This is a genomic window from Streptomyces sp. NPDC048507 (genome assembly GCF_043199995.1).
In the GTDB taxonomy this organism is placed as follows: domain Bacteria; phylum Actinomycetota; class Actinomycetes; order Streptomycetales; family Streptomycetaceae; genus Streptomyces.
This window is the reverse complement of the sequence record NZ_JBICWZ010000001.1, coordinates 921394-945436: the sequence shown is the minus strand read 5'-3', so window position 1 is coordinate 945436 and position 24043 is coordinate 921394. Positions and strand designations below refer to the sequence as shown.

The 24043-nt window shown below is 74.0% G+C and carries 29 protein-coding genes; 12 read left to right on the top strand and 17 right to left on the bottom strand.

Annotated elements, in window-relative coordinates:
- Window positions 1-7 precede the first annotated feature (7 nt).
- The gene (locus tag ACGFXC_RS04350; RefSeq protein WP_393709297.1) at window positions 8-514 is read right to left on the bottom strand and encodes a hypothetical protein; all 507 of its coding nucleotides are present in this window, start codon (window positions 512-514) and stop codon (window positions 8-10) included.
- A 200-nt stretch (window positions 515-714) separates the two neighbouring features.
- Here ACGFXC_RS04350 and ACGFXC_RS04345 point away from each other — a divergent pair, with 200 nt between their 5' ends.
- Window positions 715-1548: a class I SAM-dependent methyltransferase gene (locus tag ACGFXC_RS04345; RefSeq protein WP_393709295.1), complete on the top strand. Its 834-nt coding sequence runs from the start codon at window positions 715-717 to the stop codon at window positions 1546-1548.
- Between the two features lie 29 nt (window positions 1549-1577).
- Here the strand turns inward: ACGFXC_RS04345 and ACGFXC_RS04340 are convergent, their stop codons facing one another.
- Window positions 1578-2051, bottom strand: coding sequence for a hypothetical protein (locus tag ACGFXC_RS04340; RefSeq protein ID WP_393709294.1), 474 nt, complete (start codon window positions 2049-2051; stop codon window positions 1578-1580).
- Window positions 2052-2518: 467 nt separating this feature from the next.
- Here ACGFXC_RS04340 and ACGFXC_RS04335 point away from each other — a divergent pair, with 467 nt between their 5' ends.
- From ACGFXC_RS04335 to ACGFXC_RS04325, 3 genes are all read left to right on the top strand, one after another.
- Entirely contained in the window at window positions 2519-2851 is a 333-nt protein-coding gene (locus tag ACGFXC_RS04335; RefSeq protein ID WP_393709292.1) for a MazG-like family protein, read from the top strand.
- Window positions 2852-2941: 90 nt separating this feature from the next.
- Window positions 2942-3385 carry a helix-turn-helix domain-containing protein gene (locus ACGFXC_RS04330; protein ID WP_393709290.1) on the top strand — a complete coding sequence of 148 codons (444 nt, stop codon included), beginning with the start codon at window positions 2942-2944 and terminating at the stop codon, window positions 3383-3385.
- A gap of 41 nt (window positions 3386-3426) precedes the next feature.
- On the top strand, window positions 3427-3795 hold the full coding sequence (locus tag ACGFXC_RS04325) for a DUF4180 domain-containing protein (protein WP_393709288.1): 369 nt from the start codon (window positions 3427-3429) through the stop codon (window positions 3793-3795).
- Window positions 3796-3944: 149 nt separating this feature from the next.
- On the opposite strand, the gene bla is transcribed toward ACGFXC_RS04325, so the two are convergent.
- From bla to ACGFXC_RS04310, 3 genes are all read right to left on the bottom strand, one after another.
- Window positions 3945-4871 (bottom strand): class A beta-lactamase, encoded by a 927-nt coding sequence (bla, locus tag ACGFXC_RS04320; RefSeq protein ID WP_393709286.1) that lies wholly within the window; start codon window positions 4869-4871, stop codon window positions 3945-3947.
- 161 nt (window positions 4872-5032) lie between these two features.
- Entirely contained in the window at window positions 5033-5896 is an 864-nt protein-coding gene (locus ACGFXC_RS04315; protein WP_393709284.1) for a S1 family peptidase, read from the bottom strand.
- 111 nt (window positions 5897-6007) lie between these two features.
- Window positions 6008-6469 (bottom strand): DUF6194 family protein, encoded by a 462-nt coding sequence (locus ACGFXC_RS04310; protein ID WP_393709611.1) that lies wholly within the window; start codon window positions 6467-6469, stop codon window positions 6008-6010.
- Between the two features lie 61 nt (window positions 6470-6530).
- Here ACGFXC_RS04310 and ACGFXC_RS04305 point away from each other — a divergent pair, with 61 nt between their 5' ends.
- Window positions 6531-7286: a MerR family transcriptional regulator gene (locus tag ACGFXC_RS04305; RefSeq protein ID WP_393709283.1), complete on the top strand. Its 756-nt coding sequence runs from the start codon at window positions 6531-6533 to the stop codon at window positions 7284-7286.
- 420 nt (window positions 7287-7706) lie between these two features.
- On the opposite strand, the gene ACGFXC_RS04300 is transcribed toward ACGFXC_RS04305, so the two are convergent.
- Complete coding sequence (locus ACGFXC_RS04300) at window positions 7707-8183, bottom strand: hypothetical protein (protein ID WP_393709282.1); 477 nt, start codon at window positions 8181-8183, stop codon at window positions 7707-7709.
- 357 nt (window positions 8184-8540) lie between these two features.
- Between ACGFXC_RS04300 and ACGFXC_RS04295 the strand changes: the two genes are divergently transcribed.
- Both ACGFXC_RS04295 and ACGFXC_RS04290 read left to right on the top strand, forming a co-directional pair.
- A complete protein-coding gene (locus ACGFXC_RS04295) occupies window positions 8541-10403 on the top strand; it encodes a M1 family aminopeptidase (RefSeq protein WP_393709281.1) in 1863 nt (620 codons plus the stop codon).
- Window positions 10404-10528: 125 nt separating this feature from the next.
- Window positions 10529-11242 (top strand): hypothetical protein, encoded by a 714-nt coding sequence (locus ACGFXC_RS04290; protein ID WP_393709280.1) that lies wholly within the window; start codon window positions 10529-10531, stop codon window positions 11240-11242.
- An 8-nt stretch (window positions 11243-11250) separates the two neighbouring features.
- On the opposite strand, the gene ACGFXC_RS04285 is transcribed toward ACGFXC_RS04290, so the two are convergent.
- The 6 genes from ACGFXC_RS04285 to ACGFXC_RS04260 all read right to left on the bottom strand — a co-directional run bounded on the left by ACGFXC_RS04285 (window position 11251) and on the right by ACGFXC_RS04260 (window position 18066).
- On the bottom strand, window positions 11251-11916 hold the full coding sequence (locus tag ACGFXC_RS04285; RefSeq protein WP_393709278.1) for a peptidoglycan recognition family protein: 666 nt from the start codon (window positions 11914-11916) through the stop codon (window positions 11251-11253).
- A 109-nt stretch (window positions 11917-12025) separates the two neighbouring features.
- Window positions 12026-13450, bottom strand: a complete 1425-nt coding sequence (locus ACGFXC_RS04280) for a GH1 family beta-glucosidase (protein ID WP_393709276.1) — start codon at window positions 13448-13450, stop codon at window positions 12026-12028.
- A 78-nt stretch (window positions 13451-13528) separates the two neighbouring features.
- A complete protein-coding gene (locus ACGFXC_RS04275) occupies window positions 13529-14446 on the bottom strand; it encodes a carbohydrate ABC transporter permease (RefSeq protein WP_393709274.1) in 918 nt (305 codons plus the stop codon).
- Complete coding sequence (locus ACGFXC_RS04270) at window positions 14443-15405, bottom strand: carbohydrate ABC transporter permease (protein WP_393709272.1); 963 nt, start codon at window positions 15403-15405, stop codon at window positions 14443-14445. Before ACGFXC_RS04270 ends, ACGFXC_RS04275 begins: the two co-directional genes overlap by 4 nt.
- Before the next feature lie 99 nt (window positions 15406-15504).
- Entirely contained in the window at window positions 15505-16815 is a 1311-nt protein-coding gene (locus ACGFXC_RS04265) for an extracellular solute-binding protein (RefSeq protein ID WP_393709271.1), read from the bottom strand.
- Window positions 16816-17019: 204 nt separating this feature from the next.
- Window positions 17020-18066 carry a LacI family DNA-binding transcriptional regulator gene (locus tag ACGFXC_RS04260; protein ID WP_393709269.1) on the bottom strand — a complete coding sequence of 349 codons (1047 nt, stop codon included), beginning with the start codon at window positions 18064-18066 and terminating at the stop codon, window positions 17020-17022.
- 367 nt (window positions 18067-18433) lie between these two features.
- On the opposite strand from ACGFXC_RS04260, the gene ACGFXC_RS04255 reads away from it, so the two are divergent.
- Window positions 18434-18805, top strand: a complete 372-nt coding sequence (locus ACGFXC_RS04255) for a VOC family protein (protein WP_393709267.1) — start codon at window positions 18434-18436, stop codon at window positions 18803-18805.
- 25 nt (window positions 18806-18830) lie between these two features.
- Here the strand turns inward: ACGFXC_RS04255 and ACGFXC_RS04250 are convergent, their stop codons facing one another.
- Complete coding sequence (locus ACGFXC_RS04250; RefSeq protein ID WP_393709266.1) at window positions 18831-19247, bottom strand: ribonuclease domain-containing protein; 417 nt, start codon at window positions 19245-19247, stop codon at window positions 18831-18833.
- 174 nt (window positions 19248-19421) lie between these two features.
- Between ACGFXC_RS04250 and ACGFXC_RS04245 the strand changes: the two genes are divergently transcribed.
- Window positions 19422-19676 (top strand): hypothetical protein, encoded by a 255-nt coding sequence (locus tag ACGFXC_RS04245; RefSeq protein WP_393709264.1) that lies wholly within the window; start codon window positions 19422-19424, stop codon window positions 19674-19676.
- Between the two features lie 46 nt (window positions 19677-19722).
- Here the strand turns inward: ACGFXC_RS04245 and ACGFXC_RS04240 are convergent, their stop codons facing one another.
- Together ACGFXC_RS04240 and ACGFXC_RS04235 are read right to left on the bottom strand one after the other, a co-directional pair.
- Window positions 19723-20112 carry a VOC family protein gene (locus ACGFXC_RS04240; protein ID WP_393709262.1) on the bottom strand — a complete coding sequence of 130 codons (390 nt, stop codon included), beginning with the start codon at window positions 20110-20112 and terminating at the stop codon, window positions 19723-19725.
- A 70-nt stretch (window positions 20113-20182) separates the two neighbouring features.
- The gene (locus ACGFXC_RS04235; protein WP_393709260.1) at window positions 20183-20389 is read right to left on the bottom strand and encodes a hypothetical protein; all 207 of its coding nucleotides are present in this window, start codon (window positions 20387-20389) and stop codon (window positions 20183-20185) included.
- A 126-nt stretch (window positions 20390-20515) separates the two neighbouring features.
- On the opposite strand from ACGFXC_RS04235, the gene ACGFXC_RS04230 reads away from it, so the two are divergent.
- Window positions 20516-21244 carry a ribonuclease H gene (locus ACGFXC_RS04230; protein WP_393709259.1) on the top strand — a complete coding sequence of 243 codons (729 nt, stop codon included), beginning with the start codon at window positions 20516-20518 and terminating at the stop codon, window positions 21242-21244.
- A gap of 27 nt (window positions 21245-21271) precedes the next feature.
- Here ACGFXC_RS04230 and ACGFXC_RS04225 read toward each other — a convergent pair whose 3' ends face one another.
- A complete protein-coding gene (locus ACGFXC_RS04225; protein WP_393709257.1) occupies window positions 21272-22255 on the bottom strand; it encodes an aldo/keto reductase in 984 nt (327 codons plus the stop codon).
- Window positions 22256-22368: 113 nt separating this feature from the next.
- Here ACGFXC_RS04225 and ACGFXC_RS04220 point away from each other — a divergent pair, with 113 nt between their 5' ends.
- A complete protein-coding gene (locus tag ACGFXC_RS04220; RefSeq protein WP_393709256.1) occupies window positions 22369-22959 on the top strand; it encodes a TetR family transcriptional regulator in 591 nt (196 codons plus the stop codon).
- Between the two features lie 25 nt (window positions 22960-22984).
- On the opposite strand, the gene ACGFXC_RS04215 is transcribed toward ACGFXC_RS04220, so the two are convergent.
- Window positions 22985-23347, bottom strand: coding sequence for an STAS domain-containing protein (locus ACGFXC_RS04215; protein ID WP_393709255.1), 363 nt, complete (start codon window positions 23345-23347; stop codon window positions 22985-22987).
- Between the two features lie 153 nt (window positions 23348-23500).
- On the opposite strand from ACGFXC_RS04215, the gene ACGFXC_RS04210 reads away from it, so the two are divergent.
- Window positions 23501-24022, top strand: a complete 522-nt coding sequence (locus ACGFXC_RS04210; RefSeq protein ID WP_393709253.1) for a DUF4232 domain-containing protein — start codon at window positions 23501-23503, stop codon at window positions 24020-24022.
- Window positions 24023-24043 lie beyond the last annotated feature (21 nt).

The window sequence follows — 24043 nt, the reverse complement described above, 5'->3', positions numbered from 1 at the left end:
ATTCCCCCTACAGGCCGTTCAGCTTCGACGGGGACGTCAGGAACTGGCTGCGCAGCCCGGTGTCGTTGCCGGTGATGAGGGAGTTCGCCCCGCGCAGTGCGCTCTTCTCGCCCGCCAGGCGCCCCATGAGGGTCTTCACCTGCTGGTCCCACGTGTCGGCGACGGTCTTCAGTCCGGCGGCGGTTTCCCAGCCGTCGAAGCCCTTGCGGGCGGTCTCGGTGGTGGTGTCGGCGTGTCCGGCGGCCTTCTTGGTGTCGGGCTGGAGTTCGTTCTCGATCGTCGTGGCGGCGGCCTTCTTCTCCGCGGGCGAGGAGGCGAAGTCCGGGGCCCCGCCCGGCGATGCCGGGGATCCCGGCGATCCCGGGACGAAGGGCCCCGTGGGACCCTTGCCCGGCGCGTACGGCCCCATCGGGCTCTGACCCGGGCCGGGCGCCCCGTTGAGCCGTGTGCCCACCTGCTGGTCCGTCAAGGCCGTGTCCCCACGGCCCCACAGTTGGCCGGATTCGTCTGGCATTTCGAATTCTCCCCCGTCGGCAGGCCACCGATCCTATGCATGACAACCGGCCACGAGTCCGGCGCCCCGGCCCGGAAGCCGCCTGGCGGTGGCGCGCCGGACGCCGGGGCGGCGCTCTGTCGCGACGGGGCGCCGCCGCGTCACACTGGGGTACCGGTACGGGGCCGTCCGTCACCGGAGTGCGAGGAGGTGACGGGACGTTGACGGGTGACGCTCGGGGCGAGGCGGTGCCGGCGGTGCCGCCCGCGGTGTGGGACACGTACGGTCCGGCCGATCTCAGTGCCGTTCCCGTCTTCGCGGGCGGGTTCATCAACTTCGGGTACTGGGCCTCCGTCGACCTGGCGGACCCGCTGTCGCCGGCCGACCGGATCCGCAGCGAACAGGACCTCTACCGGCAGGTGCTGGACGCCGCCGCCCCCGGGGGCGGCCGGGCCGTGGAGGTCGGCTGCGGTCTGGGGCTCGGCTGCGCGCTCGCCCTGGAGGAGTACGGGCCGCGGACCGTCACCGGGGTCGACATCCACCCCCAGCAGCTGGAACGGGCCCGCGGGGCCAACGCGGCGCTGCTGGCGGCGGGGCCGGAGCGGCTGCGGTTCGTGCTGGGCGCGGCCGAGGGCCTGCCCCTGGCCGACGGGGAGTTCGACTGCCTGTACAGCGTCGAGGCCGCCCAGCACTTCCCGGACCTGTCCGCCTTCGCCCGGGAGGCCGCCCGGGTGCTGCGGCCCGGCGGCCGGGTGGCCGTCGCGAGCTTCTTCACCGTCGACGGTGCCCCCGGTCACGCCGAACGGCTGGCCGGGCTGCTCGATTCGTTCGCCAGCGGCCTGGACATCGCCCGGCCCGTCGCCCGGCTGACCGACGCCCTGACGGACCACGGCCTGGTGGACGTCCGGGCCCGCTCGATCGGAGCGCAGGTCTGGCCCGGCTGGGACCGCTGGCTCTCCCGCCTCTGGGAGCCGGGTACCTGGCCGCGCAACTTCCTGACCGCCTGGGAGCAGCGGATCCTGGACTACTACCTGGTCACCGCCACCCGCCCGTAGGGGCCCGGACGGTCGGCGGCCCCGGACGGTCAGCGGGCGCGACGGGGCCCGCCCCGGTGGGGGCGGCGGCGTGCGACGGCTTCGGGGGCGGCCTCGGGGGACGAGAAGCCGCCCGCCACGGCCACGCGTTGGGGGGCGACCGGTGCGGCGGCGGCCGGCTGCACGGGAGCCGCCGGGCCGGTGCGCGCGCCCGACGGGCCCTGGGCGCGCCCCAGGATGGTGATGTGGTGGATCAGGGACGCACAGGCCTGGCAGACCTCGGCGAGCGTCCAGACCTGCCCCACCGCGGGGTTGTGGACGAGGATGAGCAGCGGCACCCCGGTACAGGACGCCCGGGTGTCCTCGTGGAAGGCGCACTCGGCGGCCCGGCAGGCGCAGGCGGCGTTGGGGCGCACGGTGGCGAGCCGGCCGTGCGCCCGGATGTGCTCGGCGGCGAAGCGCCGCATGGCCGCGGTGTCCTTGGAGCGGGGCGGCATCCGGCAGGCCCCGGTGCTGCAGGTCACGGAGACGGTGTGGTCCGAGTGGCCCGTCAGGCGGACCGTCCAGGTCCGTCCGGGGACACGCGACGCGGGAAGCAAGGTCATGGAGGAGCCGTTCGTTCACGGAATGCGGTTGACGTGCCCTGGACGGCGGTACGGCCGCCAGGTGCGGGGCGGTGGATCGGACGCGGCACACTCGGCACGCCCGGCGGGCCCGGCGCGGTGGCGAGCGGGACCGAGGCGGAGACCGGGACGGAGTCGTACGTCGAGGGAGGGCACGTGGGCCGAGGAGGCCTACTGCTGTTTTCGCACGTGGCCGGTGGACTGTCAACGGAGCTGCGCCGTGACGCGACCGGAGGTCACCCGTGCACCGCCCCCGGGTTCCGGCCACCCGGACGGCAACACCGCTTCGCGCCCGCCTCGTTGACCATCGAGGGTGCCGGTGCGCACCTCGCGCCCGCCCGTACGCCCGTCGGAGAAGGGGAACGACCGTGGAGAACGTGTGGAACGTCATCGGGGAGCTCGCCAGGACCTTCCAGGCACGCGCCGAGGAACGGGGCCTGTCGCAGGAGGAACAGTGGACCCTGCAAGTCCTCAAGATCGGTGAGGAATTCGGCGAGGCGGCCCAGGCCGTCATCGGCGTCCGCGGCAGCAACCCGCGCAAGGGGTTCAGCCACGACTGGGCCGACGTCCAGGCCGAGGTGGCGGACACGGTGATCACCGGGCTGGTCGCCCTCGCGCGGATGCGTCCGGACGACGCCGAGGAGTACCTGGCCCGGCAGCTCGCCCTGAAGGCCGCGAACTTCCTGCCGAAGACTCCCTAAACTTCCTTCGGCTCCCATACTTGAGGTACTTTGAGGGACGTCAAGGGTAAGAATGCGGGACGGGCGACCGGAATGGTGCGGGGGAACGGCGTGGGACGGCAGCTCTACTACTCGGTGGACCAGGTGGCGGACCAGCTCGGACTGCACGTCCGGACCGTCCGGGGCTACGTACGGGATGGGCGGCTGAAGGCCACCCGCGTCGGGCGGCAGTACCGGATCACGCACGAGGACCTGGAGGCCTTCACCGGTCTCCCCGCCCCGTCGCCCGCCCGCCGCGCGCGCCACACCGAGGTGTCCGGCATCGTCCAGATCGACGGGATCGACCCCGGGGCCGTGGGCCGCCTGACCAACCTGATCATGGCCGCCGCCACCGGCCGGCACGGCAACGTACCGGGGCGCGGGGAATCCGACCGGCTGCGCGTCGAGACCGTCCACGACGCGGAGCGGGCCACCCTCAAGATCATCGTCCTGGGCGGCCTGGACACCACGGCCGAACTCCTGCGCCTCATCGACGCGGTGGTCGACGACCTGTGACGCACGCCCGCCCGCACCTCCGGAGAAAGGAACCGGCCCCCATGACCGACACCATCGAGACCCTCGCCGGTACGCCCGTGCTCGTCCGGCCGCCCGACGGCGCGCCCGTCCGCGACGAGCGCGATGCGACCGACCTCATCGGCGAGGGCTGGTACCGGGGCGCGGAGTGGGTCCTGCTGCCGGCCGCCTGTCTCTCGGAGGACTTCTTCCGGCTGCGCACCCGGCTGGCCGGGGACATCGTCCAGAAGTTCGTCAACTACCGGATGGGGCTGGCCGTGGTCGGAGACATCTCGCACCACGTCGAAGCCAGTGACTCCCTGCGGGACTTCGTCCGCGAGAGCAACCGCGGCACGCAGCTCTGGTTCCTCCCGGACGCGGAGGCCCTGCGCGCCCGGCTCGCGCGCCCCTGAGGCACGGAAGCCGCCCCGGGGAACGGAGGGCCCGGGGCGGCGGGTGCACCCAGCCCTTCAACGAGCCGACGCAGAATCGGTTCCGCAAGATTGCGGGAGATTGCGGGAGATGCCACGAACGGCGGCCCGGCGGGGCCGGGCCGCCGGGATCAGGACAGCGCGGCCGCCAGCAGCGCGGCGGTCTCGGCCACGAGCGGGTTGTCGGCGGTGGCGTCGGGGCGGTCGTGGGTGGTCAGGACGGTCATCACGAGGGGCGGGCGGTGCGGGGGCCAGGTGATCCCGGCGTCGTTGTTCGTGCCGTAGTCACCCCCGCCGGTCTTGTCGGCCAGGATCCAGTCGGCGGGCAGTCCCTTGCGGAAGCGCTCGGTGCTGGTCGTGTTGGCCAGCAGCCACCCCGTCAGCCGCTCCCGGTCACGGGGGGCGAGCGCGTCCCCGAGGGCCAGTGCGGCATAGGTCCCGGCGATGGCCCGGGGCGTGGTGGTGTCCGTCACCCGGCCGGGCTCCGCCGTGTTCAGCTCGGGCTCCCAGCGGTCGAGCCGGGTGAACCGGTCCCCCAGGGACCGGCAGAACCGGGTCACGGCCTGCGGGCCGCCCAGTTGCCGCAGCAGCAGGTTGGCCGCCGCGTTGTCGCTCTGGCAGATCGCCGCCGCGCACAGCTGCTCCACCGTCAGGCCGCCCGCCAGGTTCTCGGGCAGGCCCGTGACGGGGCCGAAGCCCGAGTCCTTCACGTCCTGTTCCGTGTAGAAGACGCGCCGGGCCAGGACCTCCCCGTCCCGGTCGAGATCGCGCAGGACGGCGGCCACGGCGACCGTCTTGAAGACCGAGCACATCGGGAAGAGCTCGTCCGCCCGGTGGAGCACGGTCCGCCCGCTGCCCGTGTCCCGGGCGAACACGCCCAGGCGGGCTCCGTGCTCCCGCTCCAGGGCGCGCAGCCGGCGGCCGACCCCGGCGTCATCGGCGGGCGCCGCCGGGGCCGCGGCCGACGCGCTCCACGGGACCCCGGCCAGCACGGCCCCCGCCCCCATTCCGGCGGTCAGTACGGCGCGGCGGCTCGGACGACTTCCTGCGGTCCACACGATCCGGTCTCCCCTTCGGTGTTCTTCGGTGTTCTTCGGCGTTCTTCGGCGTTCTTCCGGTCTCTTCGGTCTTCGCGGGGCGCACTTCTGCTTCCCTCTGGCATCAGGACGTTCCGGGCGTCACGGCAGTTCCCGCCCCGGGCCGGTTCACCGGCGCGCCGTCAGCCGTGCGCGGCCGTCGTGCCGTTGATCCAGTCCTTGTAGGCCGACACCGAGGTCCAGACTCCGGGCCCGCCCCCGCATTCCGGGTCGACGTCGTAGTCCCCGTCGCCCGCCGTGGCCCCGACGAGCTCCCAGCGGCCCCCGATCCGCTGGATCTGCGGACCGCCGGAGTCTCCGTTGCACGCCATCGCACCGGGGACGCGGCTGGTGGTGCACAGCTCCCCCGGGGCCTTGACACCCAGGCAGTCGCCGGTCGCGGCGACACGGGTGTCCAGCTCCTGGAGGCGCTCGGAGAACATCCACTCCTGGACGTCCCGCGCGTCCACGACGGTGCCGAAGCCGAGCACGCGGGTGGCGGCGCCGACCCGGGGCGCGCGGTCGGCGAGGGCGATCGGCCGCTGCGGGGCCGGGCGGTCCAGCCGGAGCAGCGCGATGTCGTCGTGCGAACGGCCGTCCTGCCCGTCGTAACCGGGATGAACGGCCTTCCCGACGATCCTGCGCACCGAACCGCCGGAATGCCGGTCCTCGCTCCCGATCCGGACCGTCCCGGCCGGGTGCGCGAACGGTCCGTCCTGCGCGCAGTGCGCGGCGGTCACCACCCACTCGGGCGCGATCAGCGCGCCGCCGCACACGCCGTCGACCGTCTTCGTCCCGTCGGGGAAGGCCATCGGGATCGACACCATGAACGGGTACGGCTCGCTGGAGTCGCTCCCGCCCACGATGGCCTGGGCGGCGCCGGTGCTCGTCGCGGCCGCGCACAGGACGGTGACCGCGCCGAGCGCCGCCACCCGCCCCCTGAGCCCCGTACGGGTACGCGTACGGGTACGGGCGTGGGCGGCGGTCCTGGAGGTCCGAGCTGACATGGAGGTCCCCTTCGGGAAGACGGGCGGTACGCGGGCCCCGGCCGGGCGGGCCGGTTCGCGGCGCGTGTACCCCACATCAGCTTGTGCCCTACCCCGCAGGGGCGGCCACCTCTACGCGGTCCCGTGGCGGCGCTCGAACCGGCCGCGGGCGGCGTCGTGTGCCGCCCGCAGGAGCCCGAGCACGGTGTCCGCCGTCCGCGCGGCCGGATTGACCACCGCGATCCAGCCGTACGGCCCGTACACCGGGTGCGGGGCCACGGCGTCGGCGGCCGCGTGGTCGCGGGGCCGGACCAGCGCGTCCGGCTCCTCGCCCGTGAGCTCGCGGAACGCCGCACGGCCGACGTGGATGCTGACGCGCCAGCGGCCCGGCGGGTCGAGGTCGCCCGCCGCGTCGCCGGGATGGTCCTTGGTGACGATCGTCGCGTAGGGCTGCGCGTTGCGCGGCGGGTGCCCGTCGGGGGCGTAGAAGAAGAACACGTCCCCCCAGGCCGCCTCGGGCGACCCGTCCCCCGGTTCGGGGCGGTTGACGTGCGCGCCGGCGAAGGCCCGCACGGTCGCGACGATCTGTTCCATACTCGTGTCCGTACTCATGGTTCGAGGATCACCTTCAAGTGCTTGTGTGGGGTTGGCGCCGATGGACGAGCGGACGATGCGCACCGTCGAGGTGGCCGGGGAGTCGGGCTACTCGGTACAGCAGGTGCGCGACCTGGAACGGCTCGGAGTCATCCCGCCCGCCGCCCGCTCCGCCAACGGCTACCGGTCCTACACCGCCGTGCACGTGCACGCGCTGCGCGCCTACCGGGGGCTCGCGGCGGCCGCCGGACCCGTGGGGGCCCGCCGGATGCTGGCCGGACTGCGCGGCGGGACCCTCGCCGAGGCGGCCGCGGCGGTCGGCGGGGTCCACGTCCGCCTGGCCCGGGAGCGGGAGGAGGCCCTGCGCGCCCTGGCGGCGGTGCACGCGATCCGGGCCGAGCCCGGAGCCCGCCCGGCCGACGGCGACGGCGACGGCGACCGGGACCGGGACGACGGCGACGCGATGACGATCACCGAGCTGGCCGGGGCGCTGGGCGTCCGGGCGTCGGCCCTGCGGTTCTGGGAGCAGGAGGGACTCGTCCACCCGGAGCGCGTCACCTCGTTGCGCGCACGCCGCTACGGGCCCCCCGCCGTCGCGGCGGCCCGGATCGTCGCGGCCCTGCGGAGCTGCGGGTACGGCGTCCCCGCGGTCCGGGAGGTGATGGGCTCCCTGGCCGGGCCGGGCGGCCTGACGCGGACGGAGCAGGTCCTGGGGCGGCGGCTGGAGCAGATCGCCGCCCGGACGGTGGCGCTCCTGCACGCGGGCACCGACCTCGCGGTGGTCGTCACCGCCGCCGGGGAACCCGGGGTCGGCTGAAGGCCCCGCACGGCGGTCGGGATCGCCACCCGAACCGGTCGGGCCGTACACCGGCGGTGCACGGCCCGTTCACCGGCCGGGATCAGGATCGGACCGAGCGTGCCGGGCGGCCGCCCGGCTCCGCACCCCCTGTCGACCACGCCCCGTACCGCGCCCCGCGCGCCGGACGGGCACGCAACGCCGAACGGACCCCTCCCCATGGCCACCTCCCCCCTCGCCTCCGTCCGCCGCCCCGTGCGCCGCGCCCTGATGACCGCCGCGGCGGCCGCGGCGGTCATCGTGAGCAGGCTCGCGGGCTCCCCGGCGTGACCCCGCCGCCCGGCGCTCGTTGAACGGGGCGGTCAGCGAAGTGCACGAAGCCCCGGGACGGTCGAATCCCGGGGCTTCGTGGTGTCCTCCGGCGGTGTCGCGGCGGGGCCGTCAGTAGACGAGCGGGTACGTCACGTCCTTCGCGACGGGCTCGGGCGCGGCGTGGGTGTAGAGGAGCCGGATCGTGGTGAAGCGGCGCAGGTCGGGCGTGGCGGGCCAGGTCTGCGGCGCGCTCAGCGTGACCGTCACCGGGTAGGGGTGGAACCGGCCCGCCGCGCAGTTCGGGCGGCAGTCGTTGACCATGTCGGTGCCGGTGGCCGTGGCCTTGTGCGGCCCCCAGCTCTTCCAGCGCAGGTCCACGAGCCGGTTGTTGCCGTCCCCACAGGCCAGCAGGTACTCCTCCGGGCGCACCTGCGCCTTCGAAAAGCAGTCGACGACGACCACCGGACGGGACGGCGGGTCGGCCGGGGTGCGTGCCGAGGCCGGAACGGCCGCCGCGACCAGGGCCGCCGCCGTGACCAGCAGGCCCGCCACCCGCATCCCGCGCCGGGCCCCGCGGGGGCGCCGGCCCTCTCCTGAAGCGTCCACCGGACCTCTCCTCCGTCGTGCGTTCACCGTCCCCAGCTTCCCCCACTCGGCCGCAGGCCGCACCCGCTGGGGCGCCGACGGGCCGGACCAGCGGCAGCGCCCGGCGGCCACGGCGCGCGGAGCGTCCGCCTCCGCATGCGGGGCGAACACTTTACCCACCCTTGATGGCATGCTCCCGACAAATCCGGAAGGCTTCCCCGCAGCCGTGCCGCCCTGACCCCAGAGCGGCGGGCGGACCTCTCACCTCCGCCATCGCGCGAGCGATGCGCCCAGCCCACGGCTGCCCTCGGCGCACCCTGGCCGGCCGGGCCGCCGCCGAGCAGGCCGGAAACCCCGGCCGCCCCGAAGGAGTTACGCGTGAGATCCACCCCCCACAAGGCCCTCGCCGCGACCGTGTGCGCCGTCGCCGCGCTGGCCACCGCCGTACTGCCCGCCGTCCAGGCCACCGCCGCACCGGCGGCGGCCTCCCGGGCCGCCGCGGCCTGCACGCCGGCCCAGGTCGTCGCCAACGGCGGTTTCGAGGGCGGCACCTCGCCCTGGACCCAGTCGCAGACCAGCGTCATCACCGACCGCGCCGGGCAGAGCGCCCACGGCGGGACCCACTTCGCCTGGCTGGACGGAGTCGGCAGCACGCACACCGACACCCTGTCCCAGAGCGTCACGGTTCCGGCCGGATGCAGCTCCGCGACGCTCACGTTCTGGCTGCACGTCGACACCGCCGAGACGACCACCTCCACCAAGTACGACAAGCTGACGGCGAAGATCGGCTCGACGACGCTGGCGACGTACTCGAACCTCGACAAGAACACCGGCTACGTCCAGAAGTCCTTCGACGTGTCCGCGTTCGCCGGCCAGACCGTGGCCGTGGCCTTCACCGGCACCGAGGACTCCAGCCTCAAGACGAACTTCGTCGTCGACGACGTCGCCCTCGACGCCTCCGGCGGCACGACCCCGCCCGGGGACACCACCCGCACCCCGGCCTCCCCCGCCTACACGGTCAGCCTGAGCAGCAATGCCAGCGGAACCGTCTGGACGGGCCACGAGAGCGCCACCTTCACCAACGCCTCCGCCACCGCGCTGGGCGAGGTGTACCTGCGGCTGTGGGACAACTACCACGGCACCTGCTCGGCCATGCCCATCGCGGTCGGCAACGTCACCGGAGGCACCGCCGGCTCCCCCACCGTCGGCTGCACCGCCCTCAAGATCGACCTGCCGGCCCCGCTGACCCAGGGACAGAGCGCCACCATCGGCTTCGACCTGGGGATCACCGTGCCCAGCGGCGCCGACCGGTTCGGCTACGACGGGGCCTTCAGCATGCTCGGCAACGCGCTGCCCGTGCTCGCCGTCAGGGACGGCTCGGGCTGGCACCTGGACCCGTACACGAACAACGGGGAGTCCTTCTACTCCCTGGCCTCCGACTTCAAGGTGACCCTCGACCACCCGAGCACCCTGCTCGTACCGGCCACCGGTGCCTCCGTCGACACCCCCGGCACCAGCGGGCGCACCCTGACGACCGCCACCGCCACCAAGGTCCGTGACTTCGCCTGGGCGGCGGGACCGTTCACCAAGATCTCCGGCACCTCGGCGGCCGGCACCCCGGTCAACATCTACTCGGTCTCGGGCATCAGCTCCTCCGACGCCCAGTCCATGCTCAGCACGGCCAAGTCCGCGGTCGACGCCCACTCGGCCCGGTTCGGCGCCTACCCGTACGGCGAACTGGACGCGGTGATCGACAACAACTACTGGTTCGGCGGGATGGAGTACCCCGGCTTCGTCCTCGACCTCGTCAGCACCACCGCGCTCACCCACGAGATCGCCCACCAGTGGTGGTACGGCATCGTCGGCGACGACGAGTACAACAGCCCCTGGCTGGACGAGGCGTTCACGGACTACGCCACCGACCTGGCGCAGAACAAGACCGGCGCGAGCTGCTGGAACAGCGTCTCGTGGGCCTCGGCCGCGGAGAAGATCACCAACCCGATGGCGTACTGGGACACCCACTCCTCCCGCTACTCCACCGTCGTCTACGGCTACGGCAAGTGCGCCCTGCACGACCTGCGGCGCGTGCTCGGTGACACCGCCATGGCCAAACTCCTCAAGGACTACGCCACGTCCCACTGGTACGGGGTCTCGACCACGGCCGAGTTCAAGGCGGCCGCCCAGGCCGCGACGGCCACGGACCTGACCTCCTTCTGGACCCAGCACCGCATCGACGGCTGACGTCCCGCACCGGTCCGCCGCCGTGCGCACCGCCCCCGGGCGGCGCCGCGGCGGACCGGTGGCGATCACCCGTACGGGCCGTGTGAACATGACCCCGTCACACACGCACCTCACGGGGGACCACCATGCGCACGCGCACCACCACCGCCTGGGCCGGCCCGGCCGCCGCCCTCACGGCCCTGCTCCTCCTGGCCGGCTGCACCTCGCCCGACCCGGCCCCGCACGGCGCCGCGAGCTCCCCCGCCCCCGCCGCCCCGACCGCGCCGACCGACGGGTCCGGCTTCCAGGGCCCGCGCCCCCAGGACCAGAACCTCCTGGCCTGGACGGGCGATCCGAACGACGCGGGCCACGTCACCGCCCAGTCCTCGGCGGGGGTCGGCGGGCGGGTCACCCTGGTGCGGCTCGTGCTGCGCGAGCGGATCACCTGGTCCAGCATCTGGCTGGGCCTGGCCGGAATCGACCCCGCCGCCCGTCTGTCCAACTGCTACCTCGGCGTGTACGGCGCGGACGGCACCCGGCTCGCGTCCACCGCGGACGTCTCCCCCCAGCTGATGACCGAGGCCGTGGCCAAGCCGCTGCCCCTGGCCCGGCCGTTCACCGCCGCCCCCGGGACGTACTTCATCGCGCTCCTGCTCAACGGCGAATGGGCCACGAACGGGCTCACCCTGAAGGCCACCGGAGCCGGGATCTCGGTCAACGCCGGACTGACCCCGCCGAACCTGCGCTACAGCACCGTCCTGACGGGACAGAACTCCCTGCCGGACCGGCTGAACCTGGCCGAACAGTCCACCAGCACCATCAACACCGGCTGGGCCAGCCAGTGGTACGCGGTGTCCTGAGCCCCCCGCTACCAGCCCCGCCGGCAGCGGGCGGCGACGTCCTCGCGCAGGCGCGGCAGCAGGGCGTAGAGCCGGTCACCGGGGCAGGCCGTGGCGTTGTGGTCGCGGTGTCCGTCGATCCCGTACGGGTCCAGCCCGTACTGGTCGCAGACGTGGGCGCACAGACCGGCCAGGGCCTCGTACTGACCGGCGGGCGGGTCCGTACGGGTGTAGGTGCCCTCGACCTCGATGCCGACGGCCACGTCGTTCTGGCCGACGCAGTGGGAGGCGCGCACCTGCCGCCGGCCCCCGGCCAGTTCGTCGAGGCTGCGGTGCCGGCCCTCGGTGGTGTGGCCGCCGCGGCTCACGGTGAAGTGCTGGCCGGTGTCGATCCACCCCCGGCCGTCCATGTGGTGGGCCTGGACCGCCCGGGCGAGCGCGAAGGCGTGCTCCGGGGAGAAGTCGTCGACGTTGGCGGTGGCCGTGTGGTGCACCACGATCCGCCGGGGCGGTGCGTCCAGGACGGTGACCGGCCCGGCGGGCGGGCGGGCGCCCCATTGCCCGCAGCCGAAGATCTCCGGGCGTCCGGGGGCCGCCGCGACGGCGCGTCCCCCCGAGGCCCAGGCCATCGGCCCCAGCCCGAGCGCGGCCCCGAGGAGGGACCGGCGGCCGAAGGTGCCCCGGGCTGCGGGCACCGGCCGCGCCCCATCGTTTTTCCTCATACGCCCCCAACGAACGGACGGCCCGGAGGGAACGCCCGGCCGCCCCGGCCCCGGGGAGCCCCGGGGCCGGCCGTACGCACGCTCAGGCGTCGGTTTCCGGCGCGCCGGAGCCGGTCAGGCCGCCGCGCGCGATGACGTCCGCGTACCAGCGGGCACTGTCCTTCGGAGTCCTGCGCTGGGTCTCGAAGTCGACGTGCACGACACCGAACCGCTTGGCGTACCCGTACGCCCATTCGAAGTTGTCCAGCAGGGACCAGAGGAAGTACCCCCGGACGTCGGCCCCCCGCGCCATCGCCCGGTGCACGGCGGCCAGGTGGGCCCGGAGGTAGGAGATCCGCTCCGGATCGCGGACGCGGCCCCGCGGGTCCACTCGGTCCTCGTACGCGGCCCCGTTCTCGGTCACCAGCAGCGGGACCCTCGGCAGCCGGTCGCGCAGCCCGGTCAGCAGCTCGTACAGCCCCTCGGCGTCGACGGGCCAGTCCATCGCGGTCCGCGGGCCGGGCAGCCGGGGGAAACGGACGTGCTCCTCGGCACCCGGCCAGGGCGACGGCGCCGGGCAGGTGCCGGCCGCGACGACGGTCGGGGCGTAGTAGTTCACGCCGAGGAAATCGATGGGCTCGGCGGCCGTGCGCAGGTCGCCGTCCCGGACGAAGGACCAGTCGGTGAGCGACTCGGTGTCGCGGACCAGGTCCTGCGGGAGCCGTCCGTGGAACACGGGGTCGAGGAAGAGCCGGTTGCCGAGCGCGTCGATCCGGCGGGCCGCGTCCCGGTCGGCGTCCGACGGTGTCAGGGGGCGGACCGCGTGCAGGTTGAGGGTCAGGGAGACTTCGGCCGACGGCGGCAGCGCGGCCCGCAGCGCCTGTACGGCGCGTCCGTGGGCGAGGTTGAGGTGGTGCGCGGCGCGCAGGGCGGCGGCGGGCTCGGTGCGGCCCGGGGCGTGCTCCCCCGAGGCGTAGCCGAGGAAGGCCGCGCACCAGGGTTCGTTGAGGGTGGTCCAGGTCGCCACGCGGTCGCCGAGCACCTCGGCCGTGAGCTGCGCGTACCGGGCGAAGCGGTCGGCGCTCTCGCGCTGCGGCCAGCCGCCCGCGTCCTCCAGTTCCTGGGGCAGGTCCCAGTGGTAGAGGGTGGCGACCGGCCGGATCCCGGCCGCGAGCAGTTCGTCGGTGAGCCGGCGGTAGAAGTCCAGCCCCTTCTGGTGGGCCGGGCCGCGGCCGGTGGGCTGGACGCGGGGCCAGGCCACGGAGAAGCGGTAGTCGCTGACGCCGAGGCGCTTCATCAGGGCCACGTCCTCGCGCATGCGGTGGTAGTGGTCGGCGGCGACGTCCCCGGTGTCGCCGTCCCGGATCCGGCCCGGGGTGTGGCTGAAGGTGTCCCAGATGGACGGCGTACGGCCGTCCTCGGCGGCGGCGCCCTCGATCTGGTAGGCGGCGGTGGCCGTGCCCCAGCGGAACCCGGCGGGGAAACGCAGCGGCGTCGTCGTCCCGGTGCGTGCGTCGACGGCGGTCATCTGTGGAGGACTCCCTTGGAGTGGAGGGACGTGGGTTCCGGCGCGACCGGCGCGCCGGGGCGACGGGCGGGCGGCGGGTCAGCCCTTGACGGCGCCCTGCATGATCCCGCCGACGATCTGACGGCCGAGGAGGCCGAAGACCAGCAGCACGGGAAGGCTGCCGAGCAGGGCGCCCGCCATGATCACGGACTGGTCGTGCACGTAGCCGCCGCCGAGCTGGCGCAGCGCGACCTGAACGGTCGGCTCCTGCGAGGACAGCGCGATGACGGGCCAGAAGAAGTCGTTCCAGGCGGTCATGAAGGTCAGCAGGCCGAGCACGGCCATGCCGGGCCGCGCGATCGGTACGACGACGGACCAGAAGATCCGGGCGGTGGAGGCCCCGTCGACGCGGGCGGCCTCGATGAGCTCGTCGGGCAGGGACTGGATCAGGATCTGGCGCATGAAGAAGACGCCGAAGGCCGATACGAGGCCCGGCAGCACGACGGCCTGGAGCTGGTTGACCCACTGGAGCCGGGCGATCAGCATGAACAGCGGGATCACCGCGAGCTGGGGCGGGATCATCATGGTCGAGACGGTGACGGCGAGCAGCAGGCCGCGGCCGCGGAAGCGGAGTTTGGCGAAGGCGAACCCGGCGAGCGTGGAGCACAGCACGGTGCCGACGGTGATCGAGCCGGCCACGATCAGGGAGTTGAGCAGGGCCTTGCCGATGTCGGCCTCTTCGACGACCTGCTGGAAGTTGTGCATCAGGTTCGGGCCGGGCAGCAGGGAGGGCGGGGTGCGGGCGAGGTCGGCGTTGGAGCGGCTCGCGGCGACGATCGTCCAGTAGAACGGGAACGCCGAGACGAGGACGGCGAGGGTGAGCACGGCGTACACGAGCCGTCCGCCGTGCCGGGAGCCCGCGCCCGTCCCCCGGTCCCGGCCGCCCCGGCGGCCGCGTACGGGGGCGGTGGGCGGGCCGCTCGCCGGCTCGTGCGGCGGGGCGGCGAGGGCGGTCATCGGGCGGCCTCCTGGCGGGAGCGGCGGCGCGCGTACAGGGCGTTGGCCCCGACCAGCGCGAGGATCAGCAGGAAGGTCACCCAGGCGGTGGCGGCGGCCCGGCCGAGGTGGAAGAAGCCCCAGCCCTGCTCGTACATGTAGAGGCCGAGGGTCTGGTACTGGTGCGAGATGCCGCCCGATACGGAGCCCTCGAAGAGCAGCGGTTCGCCGAAGAGCTGGGTGGCCCCGATGGTGGACACGACGGTGGTGAAGAGGATGGTGGGGCGCAGGCCGGGCAGCGTGACGTGCAGGAACTGCCGCCAGCGGGAGGCTCCGTCGAGCTCGGCGGCCTCGTAGAGCTCGGCGGGGATGGTCTGCATGCCGGCCAGGTAGATGAGGGCGTTGTAGCCGGTCCAGCGCCATACGACGATCGAGGAGACCGCGAGCTGGGAGGCGACGGTGCCGGTCTGCCAGTCCACCGGAGCGATCCCCGCGAGCCCGAGGAGGTAGTTGGCGACGCCGAAGTCACGGCCGAAGAGCTGGGCGAAGACGAGGGTGGCGGCGGCGACCGAGGTGGCGTACGGCAGCAGTACGGCGGTACGGAAGAAGGTCCGGGCCCGCATCCGGTAGTTGAGGAGGTGGGCCAGGCCGAGGGCCATGGCGAGCTGCGGGACGGTGGACAGGACGCCGATGGTGAAGGTGTTGCGCAGCGAGGTCCAGAAGTAGGTGTCGGTGAAGAGGGCGGCGTAGTTGTCCAGCCCCCGCCACTGCATCTCGCCGGGGGTCTGGAGCTCGACGCGGTAGAGGGAGACGAAGGCCGTGTAGAGCAGCGGGAAGAGCCCGAAGGCGGCGAAGAGGGCGAAGAAGGGGGCCACGTAGGCGTACGGGCCGAGGGCGCGCCGGGCCCGGCGGGCCGCGGAGGCGCGGGGGGCCGGGGGCGCGGGCGGCGGCGGGGTGGGCGCGGTGCTGAGGAGGGTCATGCGGCGGGGCCCTTCGGGGGCGACGGCTGAGGGGCGGGGGCGCTGCGTGGCGCCGGTCCGCGGTCCGCGGTGTGCGGTGTGCGGTGTGCGGTGGGGTGGTCAGCCGGTGGCGTTGCGCACGCCCTTCCTCGCCGTCTCCCACGCCGTGTCCGGCGCCGTGCCCTTGCGCTCGACCTCGCTCAGCGCGTTGGTGATCTGGTCGGCGATCGTCTTGTCGGCGACTCCGAGCACCTGGACGGGAGCGGCCTTGGCGGCGTCGCCGAAGAGGGCGCCGATGGGCGCGTCCGAGAAGTACGGGTCCTTGACGTCGGCCACCCGGGCGATGGCCGCGGTCGCGGACGGGAACGAGCCCTGCTTCTCGAAGAGCCGGGCCTGCTGCTCGGGCGCGGTGAGCCACTGGATCAGCGCGTAGGCCTCCTTCTTGTGCTTGGCCGCGCGCGGGATCGCCAGGTAGGAGCCGCCCCAGTTCCCCGCGCCGCCGGGCAGCCGGGCGACGTCCCACTTGCCGCGGCCCGCGTCCCCGGCCTGGCCCTTGATGTAGCCGAGCATCCACGCGGGACACGGCAGGGTGGCGAAGGAGCCGGCGGCGAAGGCCTGGTTCCACGGCGGGGACCACTGGTCGAGCTTGGCGCTCAACCCCTCCTGGGACGCGCGCACGGCGGTGTTCCAGGCGTTCTCGACCGCCGGATTCGCGTCGTAGACGAGCTTGCCGGAGGCGTCGTAGTAACGCTCCTTCTGCTGCCCGATCATGACGGCGTAGAGGCTGCCGACGCTGTCCAGCCACCCGCTCTTCGCGGGAGCCTTCTCCTTGTACTGACGGCCCAGTTCCAGGTAGCCGTCCCAGGTGGACCACTTCGCCGCGAGCTCGTCACGCCCGGTGGGCAGTCCGGCCTTCTCGAACAGGTCCCGGCGGTAGCACATGGCCTCCGGTCCCGTGTCGGTGCCCAGGCCCAGCACCTTGCCGTCGGCGGTGGCCGCGCCCGCCCACTTGGACGCGGTGAAGGAACTCTTGAGCGCGCCCGCCCCGTAGGCGGCGAGGTCCTCGAACTTGCCGGACTGCTGCTGGGTGACGGCGGCTATCCGGCCCACTTCGATGCCCTGGACGTCGGCGAGGCCGCCGCCGCCCGCGAGCCGGGTCTGCAGGGACTTCCAGTAGTCCTGCTCGTCCTCGGTGTCCGTCTGCTTGACGGTGATGCCGGGGTGCAGCTTCTCGTACTCCGCGTAGAGTCCGGCCTCCTTGTAGCCGAAGGAGCCGAACAGGTCGACGGTCACCGTGACCTTGCCCCCCGCGCCGTCCGCGGAGCCCTCTGGCGTCCCGGATCCGCAGGCGGCCAGCAGCGTCCCGGCGAGGGCGGCCGCGCCGAGGCGGAGTGCGGCGCGCAGGGCGGTGGCGGCTCGGGCTGTGGGCATGGGTGGTCTCCCCTTGGCTTCGGCGTGGAACGGGTGGGTCGAGCACGTTGAGAGCGCTCTCAGGCGTTGGGTCTGGAGCGTGCCCCGGCCGGATCGTCCCGTCAAGACCTGAACGCGTAACGGCTCCTGCCAGAGGCGGAGTTGGCGCGCGCGGGACGCCTCTGCGCGCGGCGGGGCGCGCCGCGCGCGGGGGGCGCCGCCGCCTCAGGCCGAGGCGCGGCGCACCAGCCGGGTGGGCGTGATCAGCGCGGCCGGGGCGCAGGGGGCGGCGGTGCGTTCGCGGTCCAGATCGTTCAGCAGCAGCCGGGCCATCATCCGGCCCATGCCCTCGATGTCCTGGTGCACGGTGGTCAGCGGCGGGTCCGCCCGTTCGGCCACGGACGGCATGTCGTCGAAGCCGACGACGGCGACGTCCTCGGGCACGCTGCGCCCCCGCTCGCGCAGGACGCGCAGCGCTCCGACGGCCATCTGGTCGTTGGCGGCGAACACGGCGTCGAGGTCCGGGTGGTGTTCCAGCAGCCGCGCCATGGCCCGCGCCCCGCCCTCCACGGTGAAGTCACCGTCAGCCACCATCGCCGGTCCGGTCGCGGGCAGGGCGTCGCGGTAGCCGTCGAGACGGTCCGTCGCCGAGGTCTGGTCGTCCGGACCGGCGATGTGCGCGACGCGGGTGCGGCCGTCGGCTATCAGGTGGCGCACGGCCTGCGCCGCCCCGCCCCGGTTGTCGGCGTCGACGTACGTCACTCCGGCCGCCCCGCCGGGGGCGGGCGTCCAGGCCGGGCGGCCGCCGTACACGGTGGGCAGACCGATCCTGCCCGCGATGGCGGGCAACGGGTCGTCGGTGTGCAGGGAGAAGGCGAGCGCGCCGTCGACGTGGCCGCCCGACAGGTAGCGGGCGATCCGGTCGTAGTCGTCAGGACCCTCCACGAGCAGCAGCACCAGCTGGGTGTCGTTCTCCGTCAGCTCCTTGCTGATGCCGCGGATCTGCTGGGAGAAGAAGGGGTCGGAGAAGATGCGGATCTCCGGCTCGGCGATGATGACCGCCACCGCGCCGGTGCGCCGGGTGACGAGGGTCCGGGCCGCGGGATTGGGTACGTAGCCCAGTTCGGCCACGGCTTCGCGCACCTTCTCCGCCACGGGCTGGCGCACCCCGGCCCCGCCGTTGACCACCCGGGAGACCGTCGCCCGGGACACACCGGCGCGCGCGGCCACGGCTTCCAGGGTGGGGCGGTGTCCGGTGGGACGCTCAGGCACGGGGGCTCCTCGTCTGTCGCGGTCGGCCGCGGAGCGGCTGCGTCGGATCTGAAGGATATCCGGTGATCCGTACGCCGGGAGAGCGCGCTCCCGTGCCGACGCGTTCGCGGATCACGGTCGCATGAGCGGCAATTGACGATCGCTCAGGCCTTGGTCGCGGCGTCCTGGAAGGCCGGCCCGATTCCGCCCCGCACCCGGCCCCGGCCCGGCCACGGGGGCACCATCACGTCGACCCCCACCCGCGCTGCGCCGGGCGGGGGAATCCGGGGCCCGGGCCGGTTCGGAGCCGGGGACCGGCGTCCGCGGGGCCGACACTCGTAGCGGCCGGCCGCAGGGGCGGCGCGGCGGACGAGGAGAGGACGGGCGCGTGTTCACCGACACCAAGGCGTTCAGCGGTTTCGCCGTGGACGACATCCGGCGGGCCGAGGAGTTCTACGGCGAGACGCTGGGCCTGCGGGTCAGCGAAGAGAACGGCCTGCTCACCCTGCACATCGCGGGCGGCAACGAGGTCCTGCTGTACCCGAAGGAGGACCACGCCCCGGCCGGGTTCACCCTGCTGAACTTCCCGGTCGAGGACATCGACGCGGCGGTCGACGAACTGACCCGGCGCGGGGTCCGCTTCGAGCGCTACCCCGGGTTCGCGCACGACGACAAGGGCGTCGTGCGCGACGAGGGGGGCCCGCAGATCGCGTGGTTCACCGACCCGGCGGGCAACATCCTGTCCGTGCTCCAGGGCTGACCGCCGGGCCGGCGGGTCGCCCCGGTCAGCAGCCGAAGACGACCCGCCGGAACGAGGCGTAGTGGTCGGCGGTGTAGTAGTCCTCCCGGACCTGGCGGCCGGTGATGATCCGGCGCGCGCCGCGCGTCGGCGCGCCCGGGGTGACGACCGTGTACTCGTGGTAGTAGCCCGTGCTCTGACCGGGCAGCAGCCGCTCGCGGTTCTGGAAGACGGTGCCGTCCTGCGGGTACGGGAACGGGCCGCCGCGGTCGATGAGGGCGAGGGTGTCGTGCGCCTGGGCGGGCAGGGCGGAGTAACAGACGCTGCCCACCGCCCGCACCGCGACGGCGGACGTGGACGTGGGCGCGGCGGCGGGGCTCGCGGAAGCGGAGGGGCCGGCCAGCAGCGTGGCGGCGACGGCGGCGGCGCCGACGAGGGCGAAGATGCGCGGGGGGAGGGTCATGCCGTCATGATGACGCGCGTAGAGATCGGTCCGTCAATGTCAACTGCCCTGATTTCCCTGCCTGTTCACCGTGGCGGCATCCGCCGGAACGCGGGCTCCGCCGCCCCTTAACGCCCCCGCAACCTCAGGGGCGCCCGGGATGCCGGTGCGGCGCGGCTCGGGCAGGCTGGGGGCATGGAGCACGCACCGATCGTCGTACACCGGATCTCGCCGTCGGGGGGCCGCCGGGTGACGATCCGCGTCCAGGGCCACGAGACGGTCCTCGGCATCGCCCGCTCGGACGCCGACGTGACGGAGTTCCTGCGGCGCATCGAGGTGCCCGACCCGGACGAGGTGCTCCTCGGCGGGCCGGGGGTGATCGAGTGGCAGGGCGACGGCCCGCACCAGTACGAGGCCGAGACCGGGCCTCCCCCGCCCGGCCTGCCCTGACCCCGGGCCCGGCACCGCGGGTCCGGGGGGGGCGCCGTCGCGCGGGTCAGACGGACCAGCCGGTCGCCGCGATGCTGAAGGAGTGGCCGGCCGGGTCGCTGAAGACACGGACCTCGCGCGCTCCGGCTCCGGCGTCGGGGTCCACGGGGACCGCGCCGAGCGACACCGCTTCGCGCTCGGCCTCGTCCAGGTCGGCGATGTCGACGAGGATCCGCAGGTGCGCCTGCTGGGAGTCCTCCGGGCGGGGCCAGCTCGGCGGCGCGTAGCCGTGGTCCTTGCGGATGGCGAGGTGGACCCCCGCCCCGCCGACGACCTCCACCAGGTCCGGCTCGTGGCCGGCCTGGGCGTCGGCCCCGAGGAGCCGGGCGTAGAACAGCGCCAGCTCGTGGGGCTCGGCGCAGTCCAGTACGAGAACGCTTGTCTTCTTGACGGTCATGGCTCGCTCGTACCCCTCCCGCGCCCCCGCATGCCCGGCCGAACACCCGTACCCGGGGGCGCCGGGGGCCTCAGTGCTCGGAGCGGTGGCGGCCGCCGCCGCGCGGGGCGGGCACGGTCGTCAGGCGGGTGCCGGTGCGCCGCACGGAGGGGTTGCGCCGGACCGGCACGGCCGGAGCGGCGACGATCAGGGCGATGACCACGACGACAACAGCGAGGATGAGGAGGGTGGCCAGGTTCATGTTCCTGCCTTTCGTCCGGTCCTGATGACGTGTCACGATTTCGTCTCATTACTTCGTGTCACCGAATTTCGCCGCCGTAAACACGTGGGGTGAACAAACCCCTGTGCACCGCTTCACCGCACCGGGGCCGGAGCCGCCGCCCCGGTGGGGCATGATCAGGGCATGTCTGATCGCATCATTGCCGCCTGCGACGGGGCGGCGAAGGGTAATCCCGGGCCCGCCGGATGGGCGTGGGTCATCGCCGACCCCCAGGGCCGCGCCCAGCGCTGGGAGGCCGGGCCGCTGGGCCGCGCCACCAACAACGTGGGCGAACTCACCGCACTGGAGCGGCTCCTGGAGGCGCTCGCGCCCGGGACCGCCGTAGAGGTGCGGATGGATTCCCAGTACGCCATGAAGGCCGTGACGCAGTGGCTGCCCGCGTGGAAGCGCAACGGCTGGAAGACGGCCGCCGGGAAGCCGGTGGCCAACCGGGAGCTCGTCGAGCGCATCGACGAGCTGCTCGGCGGCCGGGACGTGGAGTTCCGCTACGTTCCGGCCCACCGCGAGGACGGCGACCACCTCAACGCCATCGCCGACCAGGCCGCCAGTGACGCCGCGCTCACCCAGCAGGCCGCCGGCACCGCCCTCGGCCAGGCCGAGCTGCCGGTGCCCGCTCCCGCGCGCAGCACCCCGGCCCGCTCCGGCGCCCCCCGCAAGGCCGGCGGCGGCGGCGGTGCGGCGAAGGGCGCGCCGGCCGGGCGCGCGGCGGCCGGCTCCGCCCGGGGGCGGGCCTCCGTCAAGGCGAAGTTCCCCGGCAGCTGCCCCTGCGGGAAGCCGTACGCGGCGGGCGAGACCATCGTCAAGCTGGCCGCTCGGTGGGGCCACCCGGACTGCGCCACCGCCGAGGACTGAGCCGGGCCGGGGCCGCCGCCGGGGCCGTCAGCCGCCGAGCGAGGCCATCAGCTCGGGGGCGTAGCGGTCTCCCGAGACCACCCCGTGCGGGGCCACCGCGTCGATGGCGGCCAGGTCGGCGTCGGTGACCGTCACCGCCGTGGCCGCGACGTTCTCCTCCAGGTAGGACCGCCGCTTGGTGCCGGGGATGGGCACCGCGCCCTGGCGCAGCGTCCAGGCCAGGGCGAGCTGCGAGGGAGTGACTCCCTTGGCTTCGGCGAGCCGGCGGACCTCCGCGACCACGGCCAGGTTGCGGGCGAAGTTCTCGCCCTGGAAACGGGGGTCCGTACGCCGGAAGTCGTCCGGCGCGAAGTCGTCGGGGCTGGTCACGGCCCCGGAGAGGAAGCCCCGGCCGAGCGGGGAGTAGGCGACGAGCCCGATGCCCAGCTCCCGCAGGGCCGCCAGGACCCCGTCGTGCTCGATGCCCCGCTCGAAGAGGCTGTACTCGGTCTGCACGGCGGCCAGCGGGTGGACGGCGTGGGCCCGGCGGATGGTGCCGGCCGCCACCTCGCACAGGCCGATGTGGCGGACCTTGCCCGCGCTCACCAGCTCGGCGAGGGCGCCGACGCTCTCCTCGACCGGTACCGCCGGGTCGATCCGGTGCAGGTAGTACAGGTCGATGTGGTCGGTGCCGAGGTGGCGCAGGGAGCGGTCGGCGGCCCGCCGGATGTACTCGGGACTGGCATTGTGGCCGCGCAAGACGCCCTCGTCGGTGAATTCGACGCCGGTCTTGGTGGCGACCACGGCCGCGTCGCGCCGCCCCGCGAGAGCGCGGCCGAGCAGCCGCTCGTTGGCGAAGGGACCGTAGCCCTCGGCGGTGTCGAGGAGGGTGACGCCCAGCTCCAGCGCCCGGTCGATGGTGGCGAGGGACTCGGTGTCGTCGGTGACGCCGTAGTGGGCGCTCATGCCCATCAGGCCGAGCCCTTCGGCGCCGACGGTCAGGCCCTGTCCGCCCAGTGCGCGGATCTCCATGGTGATGCTCCTCGGTACGGGTGAAGAAGAAAGTAACTAACTGGATAGGTCAACCATGAGCCACCTCCGCCCCGCATGTCAATAACCAGATAGTTACTTGCTAGGCTGGGGCCATGGCACGTGACTCCACCGCAACGAAGGCCCGCCTGCTCGACGCGGCCTTCTCCGAGTTCGCCGCGTACGGCATCGCCGGGGCGCGGGTCGACCGCATCGCCGAGGCCGCGCAGGCGAACAAGCGGCTGATCTACGTCTACTACGGCAACAAGGAGCAGCTCTTCGACGTCGTGCTCCAGCGGGCACTGGAGACGGGCTCGGAATCCGTGCCCTTCGACGCCGAGGACCTCCCCGCGTACGCGGGCTCGGTCTTCGACCACCTCGTCGCCCGGCCGTCACTGATGCGGCTCGTCCAGTGGAAGCAGCTGGAGCGGCCCGGCTCCTCGGAGGCGGAGGCGGCGTCCTACCGGGCCAAGACCGAGGTGCTGGAGCGGGCCCAGCGGGCGGGGCTCGTCGACCCGGCGCTCGCCCCCGCCGACATCCTCACCCTGGTCATGGGCCTCTCGCAGGCCTGGTTCGGTGCGGTCGGCGGACCGGCCGCGGGCCCGGACGGCGCCGGCTGGCCGCCGGAAGCGCTGGCCCGGCACCGCGCGGCCGTCGTGGAGTCCGTACGGCGCCTCGTCGCCCCGCCGCCGGCCGCGGGCGCCTGATCCCGGGCCCGGCCAGAGGCCGGGTTCAGGCCCGGCCCGGACGCGGCGGCACCGGCATCACGCGGCCCTGCTCCACTGAGGGGGCCAAGGTGAACACCCGGTGCGCGCCGGTCAGTTCGAGGAGCCTCTTCAGGTGCCGGGGCAGCTCCCCGGCCAGGACCACCGGCCGGGTCAGCGCGGGCTGGAGCATCAGGCTCAGCGCCGTCGAGTCGGTGAAGGTGACCCCCGTGACGTCCAGGACGTAACGGCTCACCTCCGGAGCCATCGGGTCGAGAGCCTCGCGCAGCCCGCCGAGGTGGTCGATGTCGAACTCGCCCGTCATCACGACGACCCGCGCCCCCTCCCACGACAGCACCTCGACGCGGGTCGGCGCCCGGTCCGCATCCATGTGTTCCTCCATGATCGCTCCGATTCGTCAGGGGGCCGGGTCCGGCCCGGGGGCCCGGTCAGGTGTGCGGTGGGATAGTGGAACGGGATCGAACCGACACCGAACGGGGTGGCCGGATCCTGGCGGCGCCCCCCGGTCGGGGGAGGAGCACTCATGAAGGCCACTCGCAGTTCCCTCGCGCTGCTCGCGGCGGCCCTGCTCACCGCGAGCCTGTCGGCCGGCCTCGCCGAAGCGGCGGACCCGGCACCCCGGGCTCCCGCTCCCGCCTGCACCGGCAGCAGGCTCGTGCCGGGCGGAGCCCAGCGCGTCGGAGCCACCCAGGTCCGGGTGACCGTCATGAACGAGGGTCCCGGGCCGTGCGTGATGAAGTCCTTCCCGACCGTGGCCGTCGCCGGTTCGGGTGCGCCGGGCAGCGGCAAGGCCCTGACCGTCGTCCGCCAGGGGCAGGCGCGCGCCGTGCAGTTGCCCCCGGGCGGCCGGGCCACGACCCAGCTGACCTTCACCCCCGTCCTCGGCGAGGCGGACGGCTACTGCGCCTCCGGCGGCGATCCGGTCGTCGCGCCCTCGATCGTCGTCGGCGTCGCCGGCAGCGGCGGCGGGGTCCAGCTGGCGCCGGACGACGGCGGCGAGTTCGCGCTCTGCGGCGGCACCGTCCGCGCGACCGCGTTCCACTGACGCGGCGGACGCCGGGTTCGA

Coding starts and splice junctions, on each gene's coding strand:
- ACGFXC_RS04350 (WP_393709297.1), bottom strand. CDS start 514: ATGCCAGACGAATCCGGCCAACTGTGGGGCCGTGGGGACACGGCCTTG.
- ACGFXC_RS04325 (WP_393709288.1), top strand. CDS start 3,427: ATGACCGACACCATCGAGACCCTCGCCGGTACGCCCGTGCTCGTCCGG.
- ACGFXC_RS04315 (WP_393709284.1), bottom strand. CDS start 5,896: ATGTCAGCTCGGACCTCCAGGACCGCCGCCCACGCCCGTACCCGTACG.
- ACGFXC_RS04310 (WP_393709611.1), bottom strand. CDS start 6,469: ATGGAACAGATCGTCGCGACCGTGCGGGCCTTCGCCGGCGCGCACGTC.
- ACGFXC_RS04305 (WP_393709283.1), top strand. CDS start 6,531: ATGGACGAGCGGACGATGCGCACCGTCGAGGTGGCCGGGGAGTCGGGC.
- ACGFXC_RS04290 (WP_393709280.1), top strand. CDS start 10,529: ATGCGCACGCGCACCACCACCGCCTGGGCCGGCCCGGCCGCCGCCCTC.
- ACGFXC_RS04280 (WP_393709276.1), bottom strand. CDS start 13,450: ATGACCGCCGTCGACGCACGCACCGGGACGACGACGCCGCTGCGTTTC.
- ACGFXC_RS04275 (WP_393709274.1), bottom strand. CDS start 14,446: ATGACCGCCCTCGCCGCCCCGCCGCACGAGCCGGCGAGCGGCCCGCCC.
- ACGFXC_RS04270 (WP_393709272.1), bottom strand. CDS start 15,405: ATGACCCTCCTCAGCACCGCGCCCACCCCGCCGCCGCCCGCGCCCCCG.
- ACGFXC_RS04265 (WP_393709271.1), bottom strand. CDS start 16,815: ATGCCCACAGCCCGAGCCGCCACCGCCCTGCGCGCCGCACTCCGCCTC.
- ACGFXC_RS04250 (WP_393709266.1), bottom strand. CDS start 19,247: ATGACCCTCCCCCCGCGCATCTTCGCCCTCGTCGGCGCCGCCGCCGTC.
- ACGFXC_RS04245 (WP_393709264.1), top strand. CDS start 19,422: ATGGAGCACGCACCGATCGTCGTACACCGGATCTCGCCGTCGGGGGGC.
- ACGFXC_RS04240 (WP_393709262.1), bottom strand. CDS start 20,112: ATGACCGTCAAGAAGACAAGCGTTCTCGTACTGGACTGCGCCGAGCCC.
- ACGFXC_RS04230 (WP_393709259.1), top strand. CDS start 20,516: ATGTCTGATCGCATCATTGCCGCCTGCGACGGGGCGGCGAAGGGTAAT.
- ACGFXC_RS04225 (WP_393709257.1), bottom strand. CDS start 22,255: ATGGAGATCCGCGCACTGGGCGGACAGGGCCTGACCGTCGGCGCCGAA.
- ACGFXC_RS04220 (WP_393709256.1), top strand. CDS start 22,369: ATGGCACGTGACTCCACCGCAACGAAGGCCCGCCTGCTCGACGCGGCC.
- ACGFXC_RS04215 (WP_393709255.1), bottom strand. CDS start 23,347: ATGGATGCGGACCGGGCGCCGACCCGCGTCGAGGTGCTGTCGTGGGAG.
- ACGFXC_RS04210 (WP_393709253.1), top strand. CDS start 23,501: ATGAAGGCCACTCGCAGTTCCCTCGCGCTGCTCGCGGCGGCCCTGCTC.